Source organism: Streptococcus mitis (genome assembly GCF_003942995.1).
GTDB classification, from domain to species: domain Bacteria; phylum Bacillota; class Bacilli; order Lactobacillales; family Streptococcaceae; genus Streptococcus; species Streptococcus mitis_CV.
In genome coordinates, this window is sequence record NZ_RJOH01000013.1 from 1 (window position 1) to 24,320 (window position 24,320).

At 39.2% G+C, this 24,320-nt stretch carries 25 protein-coding genes, 1 pseudogene and 3 riboswitches; of the genes and pseudogenes, 2 read left to right on the forward strand and 24 right to left on the reverse strand.

Features of this window, described 5'->3' with window-relative positions; all coding sequences use genetic code 11:
- From D8836_RS07850 to D8836_RS07865, 4 genes and pseudogenes are all read right to left on the reverse strand, one after another.
- Window positions 1-203 (reverse strand): annotated as a pseudogene (locus tag D8836_RS07850) (hypothetical protein); the annotation flags it as partial.
- A 76-nt stretch (window positions 204-279) separates the two neighbouring features.
- The gene (manA, locus tag D8836_RS07855; RefSeq protein ID WP_125393649.1) at window positions 280-1,224 is read right to left on the reverse strand and encodes a mannose-6-phosphate isomerase, class I; all 945 of its coding nucleotides are present in this window, start codon (window positions 1,222-1,224) and stop codon (window positions 280-282) included.
- Between the two features lie 120 nt (window positions 1,225-1,344).
- Window positions 1,345-2,784 carry a 6-phospho-beta-glucosidase gene (locus D8836_RS07860; protein ID WP_125393650.1) on the reverse strand — a complete coding sequence of 480 codons (1,440 nt, stop codon included), beginning with the start codon at window positions 2,782-2,784 and terminating at the stop codon, window positions 1,345-1,347.
- 208 nt (window positions 2,785-2,992) lie between these two features.
- Window positions 2,993-3,253 (reverse strand): SemiSWEET family transporter, encoded by a 261-nt coding sequence (locus tag D8836_RS07865; protein ID WP_001291472.1) that lies wholly within the window; start codon window positions 3,251-3,253, stop codon window positions 2,993-2,995.
- A gap of 326 nt (window positions 3,254-3,579) precedes the next feature.
- Between D8836_RS07865 and D8836_RS07870 the strand changes: the two genes are divergently transcribed.
- Window positions 3,580-3,924, forward strand: coding sequence for a lipopolysaccharide assembly protein LapA domain-containing protein (locus D8836_RS07870; protein ID WP_000913393.1), 345 nt, complete (start codon window positions 3,580-3,582; stop codon window positions 3,922-3,924).
- A gap of 165 nt (window positions 3,925-4,089) precedes the next feature.
- Here D8836_RS07870 and D8836_RS07875 read toward each other — a convergent pair whose 3' ends face one another.
- The 9 genes from D8836_RS07875 to D8836_RS07915 all read right to left on the reverse strand — a co-directional run bounded on the left by D8836_RS07875 (window position 4,090) and on the right by D8836_RS07915 (window position 13,355).
- Window positions 4,090-4,437, reverse strand: coding sequence for a VOC family protein (locus tag D8836_RS07875; protein ID WP_125393651.1), 348 nt, complete (start codon window positions 4,435-4,437; stop codon window positions 4,090-4,092).
- Between the two features lie 40 nt (window positions 4,438-4,477).
- Window positions 4,478-4,669 (reverse strand): hypothetical protein, encoded by a 192-nt coding sequence (locus tag D8836_RS07880; protein WP_000850052.1) that lies wholly within the window; start codon window positions 4,667-4,669, stop codon window positions 4,478-4,480.
- Window positions 4,666-5,301 carry a putative bacteriocin export ABC transporter gene (locus tag D8836_RS07885; RefSeq protein ID WP_084926646.1) on the reverse strand — a complete coding sequence of 212 codons (636 nt, stop codon included), beginning with the start codon at window positions 5,299-5,301 and terminating at the stop codon, window positions 4,666-4,668. Before D8836_RS07885 ends, D8836_RS07880 begins: the two co-directional genes overlap by 4 nt.
- Window position 5,302: 1 nt before the next feature.
- The gene (locus tag D8836_RS07890) at window positions 5,303-7,300 is read right to left on the reverse strand and encodes a DUF1430 domain-containing protein (RefSeq protein WP_084926647.1); all 1,998 of its coding nucleotides are present in this window, start codon (window positions 7,298-7,300) and stop codon (window positions 5,303-5,305) included.
- 324 nt (window positions 7,301-7,624) lie between these two features.
- Complete coding sequence (locus D8836_RS07895) at window positions 7,625-7,972, reverse strand: VOC family protein (RefSeq protein WP_001052647.1); 348 nt, start codon at window positions 7,970-7,972, stop codon at window positions 7,625-7,627.
- Window positions 7,973-8,226: 254 nt separating this feature from the next.
- Window positions 8,227-10,002, reverse strand: a complete 1,776-nt coding sequence (gene spxB / locus D8836_RS07900) for a pyruvate oxidase (protein ID WP_000191818.1) — start codon at window positions 10,000-10,002, stop codon at window positions 8,227-8,229.
- Between the two features lie 322 nt (window positions 10,003-10,324).
- Entirely contained in the window at window positions 10,325-12,568 is a 2,244-nt protein-coding gene (locus D8836_RS07905; RefSeq protein ID WP_125393652.1) for a heavy metal translocating P-type ATPase, read from the reverse strand.
- 9 nt (window positions 12,569-12,577) lie between these two features.
- Entirely contained in the window at window positions 12,578-12,949 is a 372-nt protein-coding gene (locus D8836_RS07910; protein ID WP_000932060.1) for a cupredoxin domain-containing protein, read from the reverse strand.
- Window positions 12,950-12,959: 10 nt separating this feature from the next.
- Window positions 12,960-13,355: a CopY/TcrY family copper transport repressor gene (locus tag D8836_RS07915; RefSeq protein WP_001167205.1), complete on the reverse strand. Its 396-nt coding sequence runs from the start codon at window positions 13,353-13,355 to the stop codon at window positions 12,960-12,962.
- A gap of 183 nt (window positions 13,356-13,538) precedes the next feature.
- Window positions 13,539-13,636, forward strand: a riboswitch (TPP riboswitch).
- An 83-nt stretch (window positions 13,637-13,719) separates the two neighbouring features.
- On the opposite strand from D8836_RS07915, the gene thiD reads away from it, so the two are divergent.
- Entirely contained in the window at window positions 13,720-14,511 is a 792-nt protein-coding gene (gene thiD / locus D8836_RS07920; RefSeq protein WP_000221736.1) for a bifunctional hydroxymethylpyrimidine kinase/phosphomethylpyrimidine kinase, read from the forward strand.
- Between the two features lie 160 nt (window positions 14,512-14,671).
- On the opposite strand, the gene thiE (D8836_RS07930) is transcribed toward thiD, so the two are convergent.
- From thiE (D8836_RS07930) to lctO, 11 genes are all read right to left on the reverse strand, one after another.
- Entirely contained in the window at window positions 14,672-15,304 is a 633-nt protein-coding gene (gene thiE, locus D8836_RS07930) for a thiamine phosphate synthase (RefSeq protein ID WP_049544388.1), read from the reverse strand.
- Window positions 15,297-16,100, reverse strand: coding sequence for a hydroxyethylthiazole kinase (thiM, locus tag D8836_RS07935; protein ID WP_125393653.1), 804 nt, complete (start codon window positions 16,098-16,100; stop codon window positions 15,297-15,299). Before thiM (D8836_RS07935) ends, thiE (D8836_RS07930) begins: the two co-directional genes overlap by 8 nt.
- Window positions 16,100-16,624, reverse strand: a complete 525-nt coding sequence (thiW, locus tag D8836_RS07940) for an energy coupling factor transporter S component ThiW (protein WP_070478627.1) — start codon at window positions 16,622-16,624, stop codon at window positions 16,100-16,102. Before thiW ends, thiM (D8836_RS07935) begins: the two co-directional genes overlap by 1 nt.
- Before the next feature lie 4 nt (window positions 16,625-16,628).
- Window positions 16,629-17,321: a thiaminase II gene (tenA, locus tag D8836_RS07945; protein WP_125393654.1), complete on the reverse strand. Its 693-nt coding sequence runs from the start codon at window positions 17,319-17,321 to the stop codon at window positions 16,629-16,631.
- 10 nt (window positions 17,322-17,331) lie between these two features.
- On the reverse strand, window positions 17,332-17,982 hold the full coding sequence (locus D8836_RS07950) for an energy-coupling factor transporter transmembrane component T (RefSeq protein ID WP_125393655.1): 651 nt from the start codon (window positions 17,980-17,982) through the stop codon (window positions 17,332-17,334).
- 1 nt (window position 17,983) lies between these two features.
- A complete protein-coding gene (locus tag D8836_RS07955) occupies window positions 17,984-19,369 on the reverse strand; it encodes an ATP-binding cassette domain-containing protein (protein ID WP_125393656.1) in 1,386 nt (461 codons plus the stop codon).
- On the reverse strand, window positions 19,370-19,930 hold the full coding sequence (locus D8836_RS07960; protein ID WP_000915275.1) for an ECF transporter S component: 561 nt from the start codon (window positions 19,928-19,930) through the stop codon (window positions 19,370-19,372).
- A gap of 155 nt (window positions 19,931-20,085) precedes the next feature.
- Window positions 20,086-20,174: riboswitch (TPP riboswitch) on the reverse strand.
- A 213-nt stretch (window positions 20,175-20,387) separates the two neighbouring features.
- The gene (gene thiE, locus D8836_RS07965) at window positions 20,388-21,017 is read right to left on the reverse strand and encodes a thiamine phosphate synthase (RefSeq protein ID WP_125393657.1); all 630 of its coding nucleotides are present in this window, start codon (window positions 21,015-21,017) and stop codon (window positions 20,388-20,390) included.
- 1 nt (window position 21,018) lies between these two features.
- Window positions 21,019-21,801: a hydroxyethylthiazole kinase gene (gene thiM / locus D8836_RS07970; RefSeq protein ID WP_185761620.1), complete on the reverse strand. Its 783-nt coding sequence runs from the start codon at window positions 21,799-21,801 to the stop codon at window positions 21,019-21,021.
- 128 nt (window positions 21,802-21,929) lie between these two features.
- A complete protein-coding gene (locus tag D8836_RS07975) occupies window positions 21,930-22,598 on the reverse strand; it encodes a TenA family protein (RefSeq protein WP_045611973.1) in 669 nt (222 codons plus the stop codon).
- A gap of 216 nt (window positions 22,599-22,814) precedes the next feature.
- Window positions 22,815-22,903, reverse strand: a riboswitch (TPP riboswitch).
- 161 nt (window positions 22,904-23,064) lie between these two features.
- Window positions 23,065-24,201: an L-lactate oxidase gene (gene lctO, locus D8836_RS07980; RefSeq protein ID WP_000120723.1), complete on the reverse strand. Its 1,137-nt coding sequence runs from the start codon at window positions 24,199-24,201 to the stop codon at window positions 23,065-23,067.
- Between the last annotated feature and the right edge of the window lie 119 nt (window positions 24,202-24,320).

Sequence of the window (24,320 nt, forward strand, 5' to 3'; positions counted from 1 at the left end):
TGTTTTAGTTCAGGAGAATAGTAACAATTCTTTCCTTTTTTGACGATTTCTATTCCATAACGATCACCATAACGATCAATCAATTTAATCATGTACCTAAGATTAGAATTGTTTATCCCAAATTTATTTGAAAGCTTCTCTAAGCTATATCCTTGTTTTCTAAGTTCATAGATCTGAACTTTATCATCATAACTCAATTTCATAATAAAACACCCCAAAAGTTAGATTTTTTCTGTCTAACTTTTGGGGTGCAGTACATAAACTCAGGCCCTTTCTTTTTTATGGATGGCTAACAATCAATTCCAAACCTTGCCCTTCCAAGGTCCAAGCTTCAACATCACTTGGTAGGATAAAGTGGCTACCTTTTTGGATTGGATAGTTTTTCCCATCAACAGTCAGTTGACCTTGGCCAGCTAAGACACTAAACAAACTGTAGTCAGCTGTCTTTTCAAAGTCAACTTTTCCAGTTATTTCCCACTTGTAAACTGCAAAGAAATCATTCGAAACAAGTAAGGTCGAACGCAAATCATCAGCTTTGATAGTCACAGAACGGCTATTGGCAGGCTCTCCAATATTCAAGACATCGATAGATTTTTCAAGGTGAAGTTCACGCAAGTTGCCATTATCATCCTTGCGGTCAAAGTCATAGACACGGTAAGTGGTATCGCTAGACTGCTGGGTTTCAAGAATTAAGATGCCTGCCCCGATAGCGTGCATGGTGCCACTTGGTACATAGAAGAAATCTCCAGCCTTTACAGGAACTTTTGTCAACAAGGCATCCCAGTTCTTGTCCTCGATTTGCTGGCGGAGTTCTTCTTTTGACTTGGCATTGTGACCATAGATAATCTCTGAACCTTCATCCGCAGCGATGATGTACCAGCATTCTGTTTTTCCAAGTTCGCCTTCATGCTCGAGTCCGTAAGCATCGTCTGGATGAACTTGAACACTGAGCCAGTCGTTAGCATCCAGAATCTTAGTCAACAGTGGAAATACAGGTTCTGGACGATTGCCAAACAATTCACGGTGCTCTGCATATAAAGTAGCAAGATCTGTTCCCTCGTAGCGACCATTGGCAACTTTAGAGACACCATTTGGATGGGCTGAGATGGCCCAATATTCTCCGATTTTTTCACTTGGGATGTCGTAGCCAAACTCATCACGTAGCTTGGTACCACCCCAGATTTTTTCTTGCATAACTGATTGTAAAAATAATGGTTCTGACATGTCGATCTCCTGTCTGATTTTTCTCCCCTCATTATAGCAAAAAAAGAGTTCCAGTTGAACTCTTTTTCACATCTTATAAAGTAGGGAGAAGATTTTATAAAAATAGTGAATAAATGTGATCTACTCAATGATTGCACCATTGCTGGCAATGACATCCTTGTACCAGTAGAAGGATTTCTTCTTGCTACGTTTGAGGCTTCCATGACCAGCATTATCTCGATCCACATAGATAAAGCCATAGCGCTTGTTCATTTCGCCTGTTCCAGCTGAAACCAGATCGATACAGCCCCAAGTCGTATAACCAAGCAAGTCAACTCCATCTTGGTAAATGGCATCTCGCATGGCCTTGATATGAGCCTCTAAGTAAGCAATCCGATAGTCATCTGCTACATGACCATTCTCATCCGGTGTATCCATAGCACCTAGACCGTTTTCCACGATGAACATTGGCTTTTGGTAACGATCCCAGATAGCATTGAGGGTGATACGAAGACCAAGTGGGTCAATCTGCCATCCCCATTCTGAGGATTCAAGATAAGGATTTTTGAGAGAGGCAAAGATATTTCCAGCAGTTAATTCTTTAACTTCTGGATCACCTGAGGCTACTAGACTTGCATAGTAAGAGAAGGAAACAAAGTCAACAGTATTGTCCTTCAACAACTCTAAATCTTCTGCAGTCATTTGAATCTCGATTCGCTCACGCTCCCACTGCTTCTTGGCGTAGTTTGGGTATTCCCCACGCGCTTGAACATCAATGAAGAAGTAACTCTTGCGGTCTTCCTCCATGGCTGCCCAGTAGTCTCTTGGATGGGCTGTGTTAGGATAGTATTGCCCTGCAGCCAACATACATCCCACCTTATTTTCTGGGTCAATTTCGTGGGCAATCTTTGTCGCAAGAGCTGAAGCTACCAACTCATAGTGTGCAGCCTGATATTTAACCAGTTCTTGATTTTCTCCTTCTTCAAAACAGAGCCCAGCTCCCATAAAGGGGGCATGGAGAATCATGTTGATTTCGTTGAAGGTAAGCCAATATTTGACCAAACCCTTATAGCGGGTAAAGAGTGTGCGACAAAGTTTTTCATAGAAGTCTAACATCCGACGATTGCGCCAACCACCGTACTCTGTAATCAAGTGCATAGGACAGTCGAAATGAGTGATAGTCACCAGAGGTTGGATACCATACTTGTGGCACTCCTTAAATAAATCCTCATAAAAGGCTAGACCAGCTTCATTTGGCACTGTTTCGTCGCCCTTAGGAAAAATCCGAGTCCAAGCAATGGATAGACGATAAGTCTTAAAGCCCATTTCCGCAAAAAGGGCAATATCTTCCTTGTAATGATGGTACATATCAATAGCTTCTTTGGCTGGGTAAAAATAGCCCTCCTCAAACGAAAACATCTTTTTCTGACCTGTGATAATGGCTTCACGATCTGGACCGATGGGGACGACATCCACATTCGCCAATCCACGACCTTCTAAATTATAAGCACCCTCACACTGGTTGGCAGCTGTCGCTCCGCCCCACAAGAAACCATCCGGAAAAGTCAGTTTTTCGGTCATAACTCTACTCACTTTCTTATTTGCTTGTTCATTTACTTATATTATAACTTATTCTGTAAACCTTTTCTTATAAAATACTGTGACATACTGATACTATTCTACTATTTAAGTTTATCAGATTGTTTTTTAAAAAATTATCCTCTAGAAAAAGTAAATAGCCTCCCCTGAAACAAAAAAGAAGACTGAAAACTAGTCTCCTCTGTTCCTTTTAAATCAAAGCTGTAATAACCGTCACTAGGCCAAAAATAATACCTGGTGCATTAGCTGCTGCAAGGGGGATATCTCTTTCTTTTTTGAAAAGACCGTAGTAAACCCAGAGACTACAGTTGATGGCAGCAACCAAGGGCTGGATGAAATTTCCTTTTTGACCAGCCAGATTGTTCATGATTTGTGGGAAGTAAGACACATACATCATAACAGACATAAAGGTCGCTACCCAACCTAAAATTTTCATTTGTTTTTCAGACATTTTCAAAACCTCTTTCATTTTTACTGAATCTTATTTTAAAATATTCTTTCAAAACAATCAAGTCTTTAAAACTTTTGTTATAAAGATATAAACTATCACAATCTTGTTATAAGAAAGAGGGAACAGAAAAAAGACCGAATTGCTCCGTTCTGTTTACTCAATCAAATATTAGAAAATGAATACTCCTTTTCAATGAATCGATTGATTGATGGTAAATAAGCCGTTAGAAATTATTGACAGTATCGAAATTTTCTAGTAAAATGAATTTTGTTAATACCTAAATGGTGTGTAGTTTTCTATCAACATAGTCAGGAGAAAAGGAACTTATGCTAAAAAAATTTAATGAATTGTCACTGAAAGATAAGGCTTATCTAATTGGCGGTTTGAGCTTATTAGTCATTGTGATCTCATTTGGTCTACTCAATCGTCAAACAGTAACTGTCAGTCTTGTCTTTACACAACTATCTGCTCCCTTGATTTTGGTGATTTTTACTTGTCTAGTAATCGGGATCATTGCTGGTAGTGCTATTGGTATTAGCTATCACCATAACAAGACTCAAGATCTGAGAAGCCGCATTGCTGAAGCAGAAGCGACTATCAATATAAAAGACAGGGAGCTTGTCCAGTACGAGGAACAGGTGCAACAATTAAAACAGGAAGCCAAACAATAAGTGTAGAAATCATAACCACCCGTGAAAACGGGTGGTTTTTTGTCTCGCACCTAACGGAGCGAGACGGACTGAAAGTCGCATAAATACAAAAAAGATCGAATTGCTCCGATCTTTTTAAGTTTCACTCCAAGAATGTTTAGATAAAAAATTTGATAATAGAATTACCTACTTCATACGATAAAAATCAATCACTAGACCAGCAGGACCTTTAACTAATAAGGACTCTGTTCCCCAATCCGTTTCACAAATACCGTGTAAAATCTCGACACCGATCTCTTTTAAACGTTGGTAATTCTGATTTAGATCCTCAACCTCGATATGAAGAATGATTCCTGACTGAAAATCTTCCAAAGGAATCAAATGATTTTGGGACAACATCAGACAGTGACTGCCAATCGTAAACTGAGCAAAACTGTCATCAACATAATCGGACTTTTTATCCAAAATATGCTCCAAGTCAGCACAGACTTGGGGAACATCTGAAACGATAATATCTAATTGATTTAAATTCATTTACTATCCTCCATAAAAAGACCGGATTGCTCCGATCTGTTCAGTCTTTTTCTTCACGTACATAATTCCAAATCGCTATAGCTAAAGATAACAAACTTAGTAAGCAAATCATCTGTATAATTAGCTTTGTAGGTTGACGTAGTAAACCAAATTGAGTCAGTATTACAAAGAGAGAAGAACCAAAAATCATTACTTGGAAAAAAATTGTTGTCAAACTAAATTTTGTTTTCATATCTTTTCCTTTCTAATTTCTACAACCTGATCCATTCGTTCATATACACTACTATCATGAGTTGCAATAATAATCGTACGTTTTTCATTCCGTAATCCAAGAATAAGGTCAATAATTTCAAGACTATTCCTACTATCAAGAGAGGCTGTTGGTTCATCTGCTAAGATTATTGGGGAATCCTTTAACATTATTTTAGCAATTGCGACACGCTGCGCTTCACCACCTGAAAGAGTAAAAATCTTACGTTTTAAATCTAATTGTAAATGAACATGCTCCAAGGCTTCTTTCATAAGAACTTCTTGTTCTTTTTTGCTTTCTTTTCTACCAATAAATGCAAGTTCTAAATTATCTTTAATACTCTTATTTTCAATTAAACCATAATTTTGAAATAAGTAGCTTACATAATCCTTAAAATAGATTTTTTCCTTAATTTGTTTTAAGTCCTTACCATCAACTTCTACTGAACCGCTTTGGACAGTTTCTAACTTACCTATAATATTTAAAAGAGTTGTTTTGCCTGCTCCAGACTCACCTATCAAAGCATAGGTCTGACCTTCATGAAATTGATAATTAAAGTCTTTAAAAATAACATAATCATCAAATTGTTTACAAATATCTTTCAATTCAATCATACTAACCTCCTTTTAGATATAAAATATTAGCCTTTTTATCTTGTCTCAGTTGAAGAAGAAAAATTCCTGTAAATAATAGCAATGAGAGCAAAGGAATAGAAATTACAAACAAATTGAAGCCTAATATTACTGACAATAAAGTACAAAAAATATAGCTACTAGATAAAATTGAAAAATAAACATGATGAATTTCAAAAAGTGACTTCCCTGCTAATCTCTCAATGAAATAAGTTTTGCGCCCTTGATAGAGGTAAAGAGTGTTCAGTAATACCATCAATAAAATGGAACTCACAAAACTAATAATCATCGCAAAAAATAATATAAATCTATCTGTCTCTACTTTTTGAATTCTATTTTCAAATGAATACATGCCATTTGAAAAACTACCAATACTAGCTGTTAACTTGTATTTAGAAATCAATTCTTTCACTACCTCGGGTTTATCAAAAATATAATGTGCCAAAGAGAATTGGCGAATTGTTCTATTTTCATAAGCAGAACCAAACACAGTAATAATTGGTTCATGAACAAAAGCATTTTGATTCACTAAGTAATTAACCGAAGTGAAGATAGGGTAAACAAATAGATTTTCACCGCCTTGATAAGTGGCTATCTCAATTTTCTCATTAGGATCTTTCTTTTTTACAGGAGCATCATCTGGAGCAAAGCCTTTTTGTTCATATCGCAACCAAGCCTTATGTAATTCTGAAAAGTTTGATTCTTGATTCTTTGGTATTAACACGAGACGATCAAAATCTCCCATCTGTTCAAAGAATGCTTGAGCTTCCATACTCAACTGAATTCCACTTTTTTCAACAAAACGTCGATTCACACGAATTTCATTTGATACCATATCTGGGGTAGGATAATAAGAATTAGCTGAAGAACTCTTTTGAAAAGCAATTTTATCTAGATTTGTATCTATATAAAGGAGATTTGTTTTTTGACTAAGTTCTGAATAAAAAGCTACTTCTGCTTCTCTGTCTTTATTTGACTCTCCAGTATATAATTCATTAGTAGCAAAATAATTAGAATGCTTACTCCATTCATCTCGTCCTACTTGTAATGTTGACAATTGTTGATTTAAGTTAACAACACCATAAACGCTATACATCACGATTAAAAGAGATAGTAACTGCGTCAAAATAACCAAAATGAACACAAGATGCAAAGGTGCCTTACCTTTTATGGATAGATTAAGAGCTTGCTTTTGTAAAATATGGTAAAAAATATTTGATAAAAAGAAATTTAAAAAAAGTAAAAGAAATAACCAAGAAAGTAAAGGATAAAATACTAGACTTAACGACAAAATGTTTACAGTTCTAGTAGAGAATAAGAATAAAACTGTCGCTAAATAAACTATACTTGCTATCAATATTAAGAAAATACTATCTTTGCTAATATTTCTCAAAGCAATTTGATATTTCCCTCTACCTGACAATCGTTCTATACTTACAGAACGCAGTTTCGCTATGTAATCAGCTAGTGTCAGAGTCCCAAAAGCAATTATCAAAACTAATGTAAAAGTAATCGATTGAGGATAAGTCAAAAATACCTTTAACAAGGTCAAACCAGAACTTGATTGTTCAACAATAGCTTGATGTCCTTTTTGGTTTAAAATTTGTGCTAGTTCCTGTGCACTTAAGTTTCCTCTTACAATCAAATATAAGGTGTCATCAGATGCATTTTGGATTAGGTTTTGATCTTGTTGTAATGGTAAATCTACAGGTAGTTCACCTCCAATTGGTATATAGGTATTTTCTGTCTTTCCCCTAACATTATCCTTTACAGAAACAATCCTACGAGCTAAAACACTCTGTTTATCTTTTGCAATCTCTTCTAAATCCTTCTTAATGGTAGTAGTAGATTTCTCTACAGAAATCATCTTACTATATCCACCCAACATTTCACTTTTATATTGGCTAATAAAGAAAAGGCTAACAAAAGCAATTAAAACAAAGGAAAAAGTTGCAAGGCTTCGTTTTAGTATGTTATACATAGACTACTCCTTTCTACATTGTTTAAAAAGGTTGCTCTCTATCTATTCATGGAGATATTTCAATCCCAAGTTCCAGTGAAATAAGAAAATTCACTTACTACAGCTATTTAAAAAATATTTCTCCTTTCCATATCAGTCTTATTTTCTGCTGTTATATTTTTATTATAAGATTTTAAGAAAACGTTGTCAACTATTTATATGCAATTTTTTTATATATGCAATTTCTTTATATAAAAAGACCGGATTGCTCCGATCTTTCAATAGTTCATATTCTCACATTCTGTTTTAAGAATAATTAAGGTTATCTTCAAATAACTAAGCCCCTTATTTCATACGATAAAAATCAATCACTAGACCAGCAGGGCCTTTAACTAATAAGGACTCTGTTCCCCAATCCGTTTCACAAATACCGTGTAAAATCTCGACACCGATCTCTTTTAAACGTTGGTAATTCTGGTCTACATCCTCAACCTCGATATGAAGAATGATTCCTGACTGAAAATCTTCCACAGGAATCAAATGATTTTGGGACAACATCAGACAGTGACGGCCAATCGTAAACTGAGCAAAACCTTGGTCAACATAGTCTGCCTGTTTATCCAAAATACGCTCCAAGTCAGCACAGACTTGGGGAACATCTGAAACGATAATATCTAATTGATTTAAATTCATTTACTATCCTCCAGAAAAAGACCGGATTGCTCCGATCTTTTCAAGTTTCTCTCTATGAAAATCAAAGAATAAACAAGGTGGAACCAAGTTTGATGGCAAATCTTTGCTCATCAAACTACGAAAAATCCTTTGGGACTTTTTCTAGGCTCCACACTAGATTCCATCATTGAAATTTATGGTTTCAATGATGGAATCGTCGGCAGTAAGCTAATAAAGAAGTCTATAAATTTATCTTTGATTTTCTACGAGAGAAATTATTTAATTGCGCGTGATTGCAACCCTTCTTCTTCCAAGAAGAGGCGGAATGGTACGAGTTCTTCTGCTTCGTATTTTTCCTTGAAGGCTTTGATTGCTTCTTCTGAGTGAAGTTTTGGATCCAATTCAAGTACTTCTACTGGAAGTGGACGGTGTGGAGTGATGCGAGCATCGATAACAACAGTTTTACCTTCTTTGTTCAATTTAACAGCTTCTGCAACAACTGCATCGATGTCTTCGATACGGTCAACTGTAAATCCAACAGCTCCTTGAGCTTCAGCGATTTTCGCATAGTCAGCATTAGGGAAGTCACAACCAAACAAGTGTTTGTTTGTGTCTTCGTATTTGTCCTTGATGAAGGCATATTTACCATTTGAGAAGACAACGTTGATAACTGGAAGGTCGTATTGAACGTTTGTGATAACGTCTGGGTAGCACATGTTGAATGCACCGTCACCCATGATGTTCCATACTTGGCGATCTGGATTGTCTTTCTTAGCAGCGATACCACCAGGAAGGGCAATACCCATTGTCGCAAAGAGTGGAGATGTACGCCACATGTTCTTAGGTGTCATGTGAAGGTGACGAGTAGATGTTTGAGTAGTGTCACCTACGTCGATTGAATAGATAGCGTCTTGATCAGCATGTTTGTTGATTGCATTGTAAACTTGATACAATTGCAATTCACCCTCAGTTTTACCTTCGATTTTGTTCATGTAATCACGCCAGTTTTGGTTGTTCTTAACGTTTGCACGCCACCATGGAGTAGATTCAACTGGGTTCACTTTGTCAAGGATAGCTTTAGCTGATTGACCTGCGTCACCAAGGATTGAAGCGTCAAGGGCATGACGTTTACCAAGTTTGTAAGGGTCGATATCGACTTGGATGAATTTTTCAGTGTTCTTGAATGCTTCGTAAACTTCAGCAAATGGGAAGTTTGAACCAAGGAAAAGAACTGTGTCTGCTTCAAAGACCACTTCGTTGGCTGGTTTCCAACCAACACGGTAAGCAGAACCTGTCAAACCTTCATAGTTCCATTCGAAAGCTTCAAAGTTTTTACCAGTTGTGATGATTGGTGCTTTGATTTTACGTGACAATTCAGTGATCACTTCACCAGCTTTCACACCACCGTAACCAGCATAGATAACTGGACGTTCAGCATTGTTCAAGATTTCAACAGCTTTGTCGATTTCAACTTCGTTCAAAGCAGGAGCGATGAATGAACGCTCGTATGAACCTGATCCATAGTATGAGTTTTCGTCGATTTCTTGGAAACCGAAGTTTACTGGGATTTCAACAACAGCTGGACCTTTTTTAGAAACTGCAGCACGGCAAGCTTCGTCAATAACTTTTGGCAATTGCTCAGCGTAAGCTACACGTTTGTTGTATACAGCGATACCGTTGTACATTGGGTTTTGGTTCAATTCTTGGAAAGCATCCATGTTCAATTCGTTAACTGGACGTGATCCAAGGATTGCTAGGAATGGAGTGTTATCCATAGCTGCATCGTAAACACCGTTAATCAAGTGAGTCGCACCTGGACCACCTGAACCAACTGCAACCCCGATTGAGCCGCCGAATTTAGCTTGCATAACCGCTGCAAGAGCACCTGTTTCTTCGTGGCGAACTTGCAAGAAGCGGATGTCTTTGTCTTCAGCCAAAGCATCCATCAATGAGCTGAGTGTTCCTGATGGGATACCGTAGATAGTGTCTACGCCCCATGTTTTCAATACGTTAAGCATTGCTGCAGATGCAGTAATTTTCCCTTGAGTCATAATGATAACTCTCCTTCAAATATTTTTAAATCTACTAAAAAAGGTTTCATATAGTTTTTGAAAACGTTTCAGTAAATTTTTACAATACTAATTTATCACATTTATTTTGACTTTACTAAGAATCTGCTCAGAAGTTTCTATTCTCTATTGCAATACAGTTTGAAAATGTTTTTAGCTTCTGTTTTATAATACTCAATGAAAATCAAAGAGCAAACTAGGAAGCTAGCCACAGGTTGCTCAAAGCACAGCTTTGAGGTTGCAGATAAAGCTGACGTGATTTGAAGAGATTTTCAAAGAGTATAAAAAGCGAGCAAGCCCGCTTTTAATCTATTTTACTAAAGTTTAAGAGAAGGGAACTGGTCAGAACGGATACAGAACTAAAGGCCATGGCTAGACCTGCAAGTTCTGGGTTGAGAGCCAGTCCAACACCTGAAAAGACTCCTGCTGCAATCGGAATTCCGGCGACATTGTAGATAAAGGCCCAGAAAAGATTGAGCAGAATACGATGAAAGGTTTTCTTACTCATGTCAAAGGCACGTACCACTCCTAGGAGGTTATTAGTTGTCAACACCAAATCTGCTGACTCGATGGCAATATCTGTTCCAGCACCCATAGCAATTCCCACATCTGCTACACTGAGGGCAGGGGCATCATTGATACCGTCCCCAACAAAGGCTACTTTTCCAGCCGCTTGTAGTTTATGGATTTCATGGGCTTTTTCTTCTGGCAAGACACCTGCAATGACCTCTTCGATTCCGATCTGATCGGCAATAGCACGCGCCACACCTGCATTGTCTCCTGTCAGCATGACTGTTTTAAGACCTCGTTTTTTCAACTGACTGATGGCAAGCTTAGCATTTTCCTTAGGAATATCTTGCAGAGCAAGCAAGCCTTTGATTTCATTGTCCACAGCCAAGAAAACAACTGTCTTAGCTTCTTTTTCTAGTTCTTCTAGTTTTTCTTGATAAATGCTAGAAATATCCATGCTATCCAGCATTTTAGCATTTCCAAGCAAAACTTGTTTTCCATTGATTTGCCCTGAGACACCTTTTCCGTGCAAGGCTTGGAAATTTTCAACAGTTTGAAACTCAAGTCCAGCTTCACTCGCTCGTTTCACAACGGCTTCAGCCAGTGGGTGTTGAGAAGCTTCTTCCAAGGAAGCTGCCAATCCAAGCACTTCTACTTCGTCGCCGATGATATCTGTGACCACAGGTTTCCCTTCAGTCAAAGTTCCGGTCTTATCAAAGACGATAGTTTGAACTTTCTGGATTTCCTGTAGAACCGTTCCATTTTTGAGGAGAACTCCCATCTTGGCACTGCGACCTGTCCCCACCATAAGGGCTGTCGGTGTTGCAAGTCCCAATGCACAAGGGCAGGCAATAATCAGAACTGCTACTCCATAGAGAAGCGAAGACACAAAGCTCGCTCCAAGCACAACTACACTATCCCTGAGCAAGACGAACCAAACCCAAAAGGTCACAATCCCTAAAATGACAACTGCTGGGACAAAAATCCCTGAAATCTTATCCGTCAAGTCCTGAATCGGCGCACGACTTGTCTGAGCTTTCTTCACAAAATCCACAATCTGAGCCAAAACAGTCTCTGAACCAACTTTTTCTGCTCTAAAAACAAGTGTTCCACTATTATTGATGGTTGAACCAATGACGGTATCTCCAACTGTCTTGTCCACAGGCAGACTCTCACCTGTCACCATAGACTCATCAATACTAGAGATACCTTCTACTACGACACCATCAACCGCAATCTTTTCACCGGGACGCACTCGAATCAGGTCACCTACCTTGACTTGCTCCAAAGGGACTTGAACATAGTTATCCTCACGCAAGACTTCTGCAGTTTTAGCCTGCAAGTCAAGTAATTTCTCCACAGCTTGGGAAGTATTTTTCCGCATTTTCTCCTCAAAAACGGCTCCCATAAGAACGAAGAAGAAGATAAATGCAGCACTTTCAAAGTAAACGGGGAGGCCAGCGAAGAGGGCAACTAAGCTATAGAAATAGGCCACTAGGGTTCCCAGAGCAACCAAGGTATCCATGTTGGCATTGTGCTTTTTAAAACTAGCCCAAGCACTTTGGATATAAGGACCACCTGCTACTAGCATAATCGGTGTTGTGGCTAAAAAGGTGCCCCAACGCATGACTTGGTGACTAATTCCTCCTATCGACATCCCAATCATGAGAATCACAAGAGGCACAGTAAAGATACTAGTAATCCAAAAACGCTGTAAAAGTGATAGAGATTTTCGGGTCTTCTCAACTACGGTATAACTCCCCTTTTGCATCTTCATGCCACAAGAAAATTCATGTTGACCCAATTCTTGAGGTGTAAAACGAATGACTTTCTCCTCATCTACTCCGATTGGTTCTAAGATGCCTTCTTCTTCAAACAGAATTTCCTTATAACAGTTTGAAGGAGTTGCACGATGAAAGGTAATCTCAGCTGGAATTCCTTTTTGAAGCTGGATATGGGCTGGATGGTAGCCTTTGTCTGCCGTGATACGGATTTTTTGAACACCATTTTCAAGACTTGCTTTTACAATTTCAGTCATAGTCTCCTCCTACTCTACAATCATCTTGCCGTGCATCATATTCATGCCACAAGAGAAACCATACTCTCCAGCCTGCTCAGGCGTGATTTCCACTACATACTCTTCACCCATTGGCAGGTCCGCATGTACACCAAAATCTGGAAAAACAATTTGGTCCAAACATGGTGAAGGATCCTTGCGGTCAAAGACAATGCGGGCTGGCACTGATTTCTTGAGGATAATCAACTCAGGCGTATAGCCCCCCATGACTTCCACTCGAATCTCTTGGTAGCCCTTTTTTTGCTGGGCCTTTTGTCCAGATTTTTCAGGCTTTTTGAAAAACCAAAACAAGATAAACGCGATAAGGGCAATACAAACAATGGTTACAATAATATTTAACATGACGTCTCCTTTACATACAATTACATCTTACTTCTGTTACAGCGCTTGATTTCTTCTCAGAAATCACAGCTTCCAAGTCTTCCAAGTCAGCCTGAGTAAAATCACATTCAGCAATCAAATCAGCCAACAAGTTCTTAATCCTACGAGAACAAACCTTGTCCTTGATATCTTGGACAAGTAAATCCCGACTTTGGTCCAAAGTTAAAAGGGCTGAATAGACAAAGGACTTGCCTTCTTTTTTCCGAGTCAGACACTCTTTCTCAACCAGACGAGCCAAAAGAGTTTGAATGGTCGACTTGGACCAATCGAACCGCTCCGCCAGAACCCTGATCAAATCCGTACTGGTCTGCTCTCCTTGCATCCAAATAATCTTCATGACCTGCCATTCTGCATCTGAAATCTGCATAATCACACCTCCTAAATCTACATTTGTCGATTACAGTTATTAGTATACTTCAAAAATCTACATTTGTCAACTATGAAATTAATCTTTTCTTTAAAAAATAGAATTTTAATCATTTGATAAAGGATTTCCAGTCAAATATTACTATATAAACAATAAAAATATGCTATACTAAAGAAAAAAGAAAACAACCACTAGGGGTGCGTAAAGCTGAGATTAACGACTGTTAGACCCTTTGACTCAATCTAGGTAATGCTAGCTGATGGAAGTGGAAATGATAATGGGGACTAGCAGTCTTCTATTGCCTTCCTGAAACAAACTAGCTTGTTCTTAAGAATACAAACTTCAGTTGGTTGGGAGGTTTTAGATGACTTATTTACCCGTTGCTTTGACCATTGCAGGGACTGACCCTAGTGGTGGTGCTGGCATTATGGCTGATTTAAAGTCGTTCCAAGCTAGAGATGTCTATGGAATGGCCGTTGTGACCAGCCTTGTCGCTCAAAATACCAGAGGCGTTCAATTAATCGAGCACGTTTCTCCTCAAATGTTGAAAGCCCAATTGGACAGTGTCTTTTCGGATATTCCACCTCAGGCTGTAAAAACTGGAATGTTGGCAACTACTGAAATCATGGAAATCATCCAGCCCTATCTTAAAAAGCTGGATTGTCCCTACGTCCTTGATCCTGTTATGGTCGCTACTAGTGGAGACACTCTGATTGATTCCAGTGCCAGAGACTACCTAAAAACAAATCTGCTTCCCCTTGCAACCATTATCACTCCGAATCTTCCTGAGGCAGAAGAGATTGTTGGTTTTTCAATCCATGATCCTGAAGACATGCAGCGTGCTGGTCGCCTGATTTTAAAAGAATTTGGTCCTCAGTCTGTGGTCATCAAAGGTGGGCATCTCGAAGGCGGTGCTAAGGATTTCCTCTTTACCAAGGATGACCAATTTATCTGGGAAAGTCCACGAATTCAAACCTGTCATACACATGGTACTGGATGTACCTTTGCTGCAGTGATTACTGCTGAACTAGCCAAGGGGAAAACCCTCTATCAAGCAGTCAATAAAGCCAAGGCCTTTATCACGAAAGCCATCCAAGACGCCCCTCAACTCGGTCATGGTTCTGGCCCAGTCAACCATACAAGCTTTAAAGATTAAAAAAAACTCTCTAGTTCCCACTTTAAGGGAATTAGGGAGTTTTTATATTCTTAGAAAATCTCTTCAAACTATGTCAGCTTTATCTGCAACCTCAAAGCAGTGCTTTGAGCAACCTGCGACTAGCTTCCTAGTTTGCTCTTTGATTTTCATTGAGTATTAATTAGAAAATAATGTCATCCAACTTTGTCAAAAAGGCTTGAGTTTTTGCCTCTATATCTTCTGCCTGCATCAAATCACGCACTACAGCTACACCAGCTATGCCAGTGCCGATAAGTTGGTCAATATTCTCTGATGTCAAGCCTCCGATAGCAACTACTGGAATAGCGACCCTTTGGCAAATTGTCTTCAAGGTTGAAATCAGGGTGATAGGCGCATTTTCCTTGGTCGTAGTCGGGAAAATGGCTCCTGTCCCCAAGTAATTCGCCCCTCCTTCTTCTGCCTCGAGAGCTCTTTTTACAGTTTTAGCTGTAACACCGAGGATTTTGTCAGGGCCCAAGACTTGTCGGGCAACCGAAACTGGTAGTTCATCGTCTCCGATATGCAGACCAGCAGCATCAACCGCAAGACAAACATCCAAACGATCATCGATTATCAGGGGTACCTGATAGGCATCTGTTATTTCCTTGACTTCTTTTGCCAGTTGATAATATTGATTGGTTGTGAGATTTTTTTCTCGTAATTGGACTATGGTAACCCCTGAACGGCAAGCCCTCTCAATCTTTTCAAGAAAACTTTCCAAGGAATCTTGGTAGCGGTTGGTTACCAGATACAGTCTAAGTGCTTCTCTATTCATAAATGTCTCCTTTGATGGCATCTAGCCAATTTTCATCTCTTTTGAGGAGCGAAAGCTGATTGAGTACTTGGTAACGAAATTCTTCCAATCCCATTCCTTGAACAACTATTCTCTCAGCAGAAATATTAAGATAAGAAACCGCTAGGCAAGAAGCTTCAAAGGCAGTCTTTCCTTGGCTGAGAAAAACAGCTGTCAAGGCTCCAACCAAGTCTCCTGTCCCTGTTATCCAATCTAATTCTGCACAGCCATTCTCCAATACAGCAACTTGATTCTTTGAAACGATGAGGTCCTTGGGTCCAGTGACTAAGAATGACATACCAGGATAAATCTGACACCAGTCTTTCAAGACTTGAAGTAAATCCTCAGTTTCTTGATCTTTAGCACTCGCATCGACCCCAACTCCGTGGTGTTTTAAGCCAACGAGACTTCGGATTTCCGACATATTTCCTTTAAGGACCGTAGGTCTATAGTCTAAAAGGTCTTTAACTAAGCTCATACGAATGGATGAAGCTGCTACACCAACCGCATCTACCACCATTGGGAGACAAGCTTGGTCTGCATACGAAGCTGCCATACGGATAGCTTTTTCCTTCTCAGCTGACAAATGCCCCAAATTGATGAAGAGTGCCTGGCTTTGCTTAGTAAAATCAAGAACCTCACGGGGATCATCTGCCATAACTGGTTTACATCCCAGAGCCAAAATCCCATTTGCCAATATCTCACAAGAAATCTCATTGGTAATGCAGTGAATGAGGGAAGTCGTTCCCAGAGGAAAAGGATTTGTCAATTCCTGCATCAGTCTATCCTTTCATCAAAGAAATATCCCTGCACTTTTTTAAAGAATTCCTGTTTGATTAAAAATCGAAAGGCAATAAAGGAAATCGCTGTACCAATCAAGGTTGCTCCGAAAAATCGAGGAGTATAGATAAACCAGCTAAGCTTAGCAGCCGATCCTGTAAAAAGTACCATAACAGGATAAGAAACAATAGAACCAATAATACCTGTTCCCAAAATTTCTCCTAGGGCAGAATAGTGAAATTTTCGACCATACTTATAAAAGAGACCTGCAAGGAGGGCTCCAAAAGTCGCTCCTGTGAGAGCTAAAGGTGGAATCCCTTGAGTCGTCATACGGATAAAGGCTGTCACTGTAGCCATAACCAAGGCATAAACAGGTCCCATCATGATTCCTGCTAGAATATTGACTACACTGGACATCGGTGCCATTCCCTCAATCCGAAAGATAGGCGTAAGGACTACATCAAGGGCAATCATCATGGATAAAATGGTTAATTTGTGAACTTGTAATTGGTGCTTTCTCATATTTCTATTCTTCTCCTGTTTCTAAAGACTGTAAATCGCTCTTCCATGTCTGGTGTTGGTAGGCCATTTCCCAAAACTTAGCTTCCATATGAACACTAATGTGGAAGGCATCTAGCATTTTTTTCTTGTCTGTCTCGTCACTTTCTCGATAGAGCTGATTGACCAAAACTTCTTCCTCTCTGATCTGCTGCTCCAACTCATCCGTAATATAAGTTTCAATCCATTGTTGGTAGAGAGGATTTGGTGATGGTTTAAGATTGAGTTCCTTGCCTATATCATGGTACAACCATGGGCACGGAAGCAAGCTTGCAAAGGCAATGGCTAGATTTGCTTCTTCAAATTGACGATAAATGTGAGAGATATAATGATAGCAGGTTGGAGCGATTGGATGTTGCTCCATTTCCTGGTCGCTGATTTCCAATTCCTTGAAAAATTGTTGGCGGATAAACAACTCACCTTCCACTAGACTCTGAGCATTTTGTTTCAAGAGTCTTTTCATCTCTTGGTTTGAAGTCTTATCAGCCAAGAGGTGATAGGCTTCTGAGAAGGCCTTCAAATAGTAGGCATCCTGAATCAAGTAATAGCGAAAGACGGACGGGTCTAAATTTCCCTCTTGTAACTGTAAAACAAAGGGGTGATGAAAGGAAGCCTGCCAAGCTTCCTTGGATAATTCCATCGCAATATCTGTAAATTCCATAATAACTCCTTTATAAAAATAGACTGATTTGAAGCAATAAAAAGAACAGCAGGTAGATGAATATTGTCCTTTGAGGAATATAAAAAGTCCGATAGCGATTCTCCACCTGTGCATGTTCGTCATATCCATGCGCCGATAGGGCTCTCAGGTAAAGATGGCGCCACCTAAAGACTGTCATCAGAACCTTGCTGTAAATCAAGGGAGACCAAACATGCAGTTCTTGACCGCGTAATAGGCAAGCTTCCTTGAGAGACTTGATTTCTTGCTGAATGAGGGGGAAGGAATTGAATACCACAATTAAGGCATAAGCCCAAGACCGTGATAACCCCTTTTGAGCTAAGTACAAAAGAAGCTCTTTTAGGGAAATAGAGGAAACAAAGACAAGACCAATACAAACGGTCACAAAGGCCCTCGTTCCAAGCATGACTGCCTGCGAAGCATCTCCGTGTAACTGAACTGCCCAGTAGTTGGCCAAAGATGGCAAAATGGCTAGTAGAATCATCCAAGCCAACATCTTAAATCGACGGTAATAGAGCATAAAGAGAATACAAAATGCGACTACCGAAAGATTCAGAGCAATCGAAGGAATGAAAGATGTTTCCAAGGATAAAATCAGCAAGAAGAGACTGATAATCGGTGTCTGGGTTGCTACTTTGACCATACTATCTCACCTCCCCTTGGGTATTGCTACTCTGAGATGTGAGTGGTTTTGTAATTGTCACTTCTTTCACATGACTGAGACCCTGACTAGTCATCTCAATCCAATAATCAACCACAGAAATCAATGGATCTAAACGATGGCTAATGATCAAAAAACTTCTTCCTTGATTTCTATCCTCCAACATCCACTGACAAAAATAACGGCAGGCTCTATCATCCAAACCAGCAAAAGGTTCATCTAGTAAAATCACAGAAGCCTTGCTGGTCAAGATGGTCAAGAGCTGAAGAATTTTTTGCTGACCACCACTTAATTGATAAGGACTCTTATCAAGTGCCTGCTCCAGATCAAAATATCGTAAAGCTTGGAAAATTAGTTGATTTCTTTCAGAATCAGGTCCATCTAATTGAAGCTCTTCTCGCAGACTGGCTCTGATAAACTGCTTCTCAGCTTCCTGAACAACACCCGTTAGGTCACGATACAAACTCTTTTTCTTTTTCAGGACTGTCCCCTTCCAGGTAATTCGTCCTTTATACTTTTGAAATTGAAGAATAGACCGAAAGAGGGTTGATTTCCCGACACCATTGTCACCCAAAATACAGGAAATTCCTTGGTAAAATGTAAAATCTGCAATTGAAAAGAGGGGACGATGATCCAGCTCACAAGTCACACGGTCCATATGGAATAGTTCTGGGCTAGAAGCAACCTCCTTTGAAACAGTCTGTGTCATTTCAGAGGAAGGGAGTTGATTTGTTTCCCTTAGTTGGCCATCTCTTAGCTCCACCATATGATCGATATAGGCTTTATAGTCAGATAAATCATGGTCGCACAAAATAACTGTCTTCCCATCAGAGACCAACTCTTTTAGAATCTCCAATATCTCTATCCTACTCTTGCGGTCAATGGAAGCGAAGGGCTCATCTAATAGATAGACCCTAGGATTCATAGCAAAGAGAACAGCCAAGGCCGCCTTTTGCTTTTCCCCACCTGACAAGTGATGGATGGGACGGTGCAATATTGCCTTGCAGCGACATTGCTGGACCACCTCTGCTATTTTAGAATCAATTTCCTGAACGGGATGGCCGATATTCTCCAAGGTAAAAATCAGCTCCTCAAACAAGTTCTCCATAGTAAATTGATGATTGGGATTTTGAAAGAGGATACCAACCGTCTGGACACGTTCGATGATAGAAAGCTGACTGAACTCGCTCCCATTTATCAGGACTTGACCGCTATAGGGAAGAGAACTGACTTGGGCGATCATTTGAAAGAGGCTAGATTTTCCTGAACCACTGCTCCCAACTAACAAGGTAAAGGCTTGCGCATGAAAAGTAAAATCAATCGGCTCAGAGAAGATTAGGGACTGAATCGCTCGTAGTTCCAGCCCCATCTATGCCTTTCCTCCAGCTGCAAACTGATGATAGAGTTTGACAATGGCACGAACCAAGATAGTACAGAAGAAAAAGACGGAAATAAAGCGCACCACAAGCAAGGAAAGCACAAAAGGAAGGGAGAAGGCGTAGTAACCTAACTTAATGTATTCATAGACAAAGCTAACAAGCGTAATTCCAATACTATTGGCAGTTAGAGAGAGCCAACTTTCATAGCGATTCTTGGTTACGATAAAACCAAGTTCACTTCCCAAACCTTGAACCAAGCCAGACAAAAGGGCACCTAGACCGAATTGGCTACCATAAAGGACTTCAGCAAGCGCAGCTAGCACTTCTCCAATCGTTGCACTTCCGACTCTTGGAACAAAAATGGCAGCAATAGGGGCAGCCATACACCAGAGACCAAAGAGAATTTCATTGGCAAAGGCCTGTAAACCAAGAGGTGCTAAAATCAGGGTGAGGATATCAAACAGATAACCTGAACCCACAAAAACGCCACCAAAAAAGATAGACAAGAAAGCAAGTAAGATAACATCTTTTAACTGCCATTTTTTCAACATAAAAAACTCCTTTTTTAAAGAAAAGTGGGGTATTCAAGGTGAGCTACCTAAATGCTTTGTATCATCTTCATCCAGTTTCGTAAAAGAAAAAACTCTAATTACAGATAGGAATTAGAGTTCAGCTTACAAGATTAGATGGTTAGTTTCTATAAATACAAAACCATTTCACATTTCCCTTCGCCAGTCTTAACTGTATCAGGTTCAATGGGTATCATCTCAGCCTAAAGCACCCCAAATGTCTTTATTATTTAATTATATAATTATTTTAACAAATGATTTATTCTAGTTCAAGAAATTGAACTGGAAATACAGCCTTGCACTCACAAAAATAGTAAGTCTTTCGTTTTCAAAAAACAAATGTCTTGTTTGATAGATTAGCCATTTGAGCTAAATCTGGGCATAGCTTTTTAGAAAAAAGAAAATCCTACTCCATCAGAATACAAGGAAAAATTGATAGCTATTGTTCACTCATTTCCCGAACAGTTTTTTCTATATTTTTTGCATACGATATTGCTGAAATGATTGAAACACCGTCAACATTGGTCTTCATAATGTCTTTAATATGTTTCGTCTGTATCCCACCAATTGCAACTAAGGGCATTTGTGGCAATAGTTTTCTCATCAATTTAAGACCTTCATAACCTATAGCACCACCAGCATCATCTTTTGACTGGGTATCAAATACAGGACCAACACCGACATAATCTACATATTCAACTTTTGATTGTTGAAATTCTTCCTCGTTTTTTATAGAAAGACCAATTATTTTATCTGGCATCAATTTTCTAATTTCATCAACTCCAAGGTCATCCTGTCCTACATGTACGCCATCAGCATCTATTTCCAATGCTAACTCAATATCATCATTAACGATAAATGGAACATTATATTTTTTACAAAGAGCCTGTAGTTTAATTGCTAATTCGACTTTTTCTTTACCTTCCAGGGCTCCCTCACCTTTTTCACGGAATTGAAATAAGGTTATACCACCTTTTAAGGCTTCCTCAACGACTGCATATAGATCTTTTCCTTGGCAAGTAGTCGTTCCACAAATAAAATATAGTTTTAGTAATTCTTTATGAAACATTTTACTTCACTCTTTTGAATTCCTTTACATCTTCATCTGTAATCTCGTATAAGGCATTTATAAATTCAACTTTAAATGTTCCAGGAAGATGTCCATTTGGACGTTTTTCTGCCATTTCTCCAGCGATATTGTAAACCAACATTGCTGTTTCTAATGATTTCAATTCTTGACCTTTTTCAAGCCCGATAAAGCTTGCTACTACAGCACCTAATAAGCATCCAGTCCCAATAACTTTTGGCATCATGGCACTACCATTATGAATCGTTACCACTTCTCCATTAACCGCAATAGCATCCACTTCACCTGTTACTACTATTGGAATATGAAACTTAGCGTTTGCAGCTAGAGCAATTTCATCAATATTATATACGCCCGCACTATCTACTCCTTTAGATGCCACATTTATTCCTACTAAAGAGGCAATCTCGCCAGCATTTCCCCTAATCGCTGCCAGTTTGTAATTATTGATTAGATCATCTGCTACTTTTTTTCTATATTCTCCTGCTCCACAGGCTACAGGATCTAAAACTGCTGGGACATTATATTTCTCTGCAATTTTCAGAGCAGCTTGGTATAATTTCCAATTTTCATCTGTCAATGTTCCTATGTTTATTAATAAACCACCAGCATACTTTAACAAATCCTCTAAATCTGCTGGAAACTCACTCATGGCTGGTGATGCACCCAGTGCTACTAATCCATTTGCTGTGAAATTTTTTACTACATCGTTGGTTATGCAAATGATCAAAGGTGCTTTTTCTTTTNATAATTTTAAACTTGTCATATTGAAATCCTTCCTTTTCACTTTATACGATCTACTGATTTCGATTTATTTCTATCTTTCGTTAAGAAATTTTTTCATTTACATTGAATGATTTACCTCATCAAATTTGTAAATATCCTAAACCTTCACTAGGCGTCATAGCCAATATCAAAAAAGGCTAATTCTAAAGCGACTGCTTGGTTCCAGCGTTGCTGAAGTTCTGTCAAATCTTCTAGACCTTTCCCAACACGATTGAGTTCATCAACCAGAAATTGAACCCACTCTGCAAAGAAAGGACCTCTGTGGAGATTAATCCATTCCGAATGAATGTAGGCTTCAGGTAGAGCCAAATCTTTAGAACCCCAGTCTAAATAGAGACCTTCTGCAATGACCAGCATGACCAAAAGATGGGCATAGTTTGATGAATCCACTGCCGAATACATTAGATCCTGAAAGGCTTTTGTTACAGGATGCAAGGTCACTTCCAGATAATCATTCTCAGATACTTTTAACTCTTTGAAAGCCTTCTGGAAATAACCGTCTTCATCTGCTTCAAGAAAGCCTAGTTGCTTGGCAAAACGAAGCTTGGATTCAAGCTGGTCTGCGTGGGCTACGCAGGCACCCAGCATGGATAAGAAGGCATCAAAGAAGTGATAATCTTGAATTAGGTAGTCTTTTAAGACCTTATTCTCAATTGTCCCCGCAAAAAGTTCCTTAACAAAACGATGATTGATTGCAGCCTGCCAATCCTTCTGACTGCTTTTTAATAATTCTCCAACGGTCAAACCTGACTCAAATGCATAGTCTTGTGTTTCCATATTTATTTTTCCTTTCTTTACTCCTTAGTAATCAATAAAATATCAAGAGATACCAAGCAAAATCGTAATTCCACCTGATACTTTTAAAGAACATCGAGGGCATTTGCAGAGAGCTACCTAAACAAGCCTATCCAGTTTGTATAAACAAAAAAACTCCAATTACAATCGAGAATTAGAGTTGACTTACAAGATTAGATCGTTCATTTCGCTATACGAAAAAAACTGTTCACATTTCCCTTCGCCAGTCTTAACTGTATCAGGTTCAATGGGTATCATCTCAGCTTAAAGCACCCCAAATGTCTTTATTATTTAATTACTGCACCAGTATAGCAAAAAATGAAAGCCCTAGCAAGATATTTGACTGAAAAATATATTTATATAGATTTTGATACGATTTCCCTTTATTAAAACAAAACGTTCAAAATACAAACAAAAACCTCCACATTCAGTGGAGGCAATCTTTTTATCAATACAATTTTAAGTCGCGTGGGTCAACTGGGAAGGTTGGGTTGTATGGGTTGTGACGGAGTTTGAAGTGTTTGACATCTTCAATGGTCTGAGTTCCAGATAACTGCATAACTGTCTTCAATTCTGCATTCAAGTGTTCAAAGACTTGGCGTACACCGACACTACCACCAAGGGCCAAGCCATAGATAACAGGGCGGCCAATAGCTACCAAGTCTGCTCCTGAAGCCAAAGCTTTAAAGACGTGTTGACCACGACGAATACCTGAGTCAAAGACGATTGGTACGCGTTTGTCAACTGCTTCTGCTACTTCTTGAAGTGAGTCAAAGGCAGCTGGTCCACCGTCGATTTGGCGTCCACCGTGGTTGGTTACCCAGATACCAGATGCTCCCGCAGCAAGCGAACGTTCAACGTCCTCACGGCACTGTGGTCCCTTGACATAAACAGGAAGTCCTGAGTATTCAGCGATAAATTCTACATCACGTGGAGACAAGCGTTGTTTAGCTGATTTGTAAACAAAGTCCATTGATTTTCCAGCACCTTCTGGCAGGTATTCTTCAACAATCGGCATGCCAACTGGGAAGACAAAACCATTACGCTTATCAACCTCACGATTGCCCCCTACAGTTGCATCTGCAGTCAATACAATCGCCTTATAACCTTCAGCCTTGACACGGTCCATGATGTGGCGATTGATTCCGTCATCTTTACTAAAGTAAAACTGGAACCAATGTGGTGTCCCTTGAAGGGCTTCCGTAATTTCTGGAAGGTCTACAGTAGAGTAAGAGCTGGTTGTATAGAGGGAACCAAACTCATGCACACCACGCGCAGTAGCCACTTCACCCTGTTCATTTGCCAATTTATGAGCCGCAACAGGTGCCATAATGATTGGTGAAGACAATTTTTCGCCTGCAAATTCAATCTCTGTACTTGGATTTTCTACATTGCAAAGTGTATGAGGAACGATGAGTTTGTGGTTAAAGGCACGAATATTCTCACGTAAAGTGAAAGTATCTTCCGCCCCACTAGCGATATAGCCAAAGGCTGCTTTCGGAATAACTTGTTGCGCCATTGGCTCCAAATCATAGGTATTAATGAAATCTACATGACCTTCTGCATTGCTTGTTTTGTATGACATAAAATGCCCTCCTTAATAAGTAAGCGTTTACTTTGTATATTACAAAAATATCTTAACTCTTTTTTCAAAACTTTTCAAATATTTTGTTTGTAAATTTCAGAAATTTTATGTCTATGATA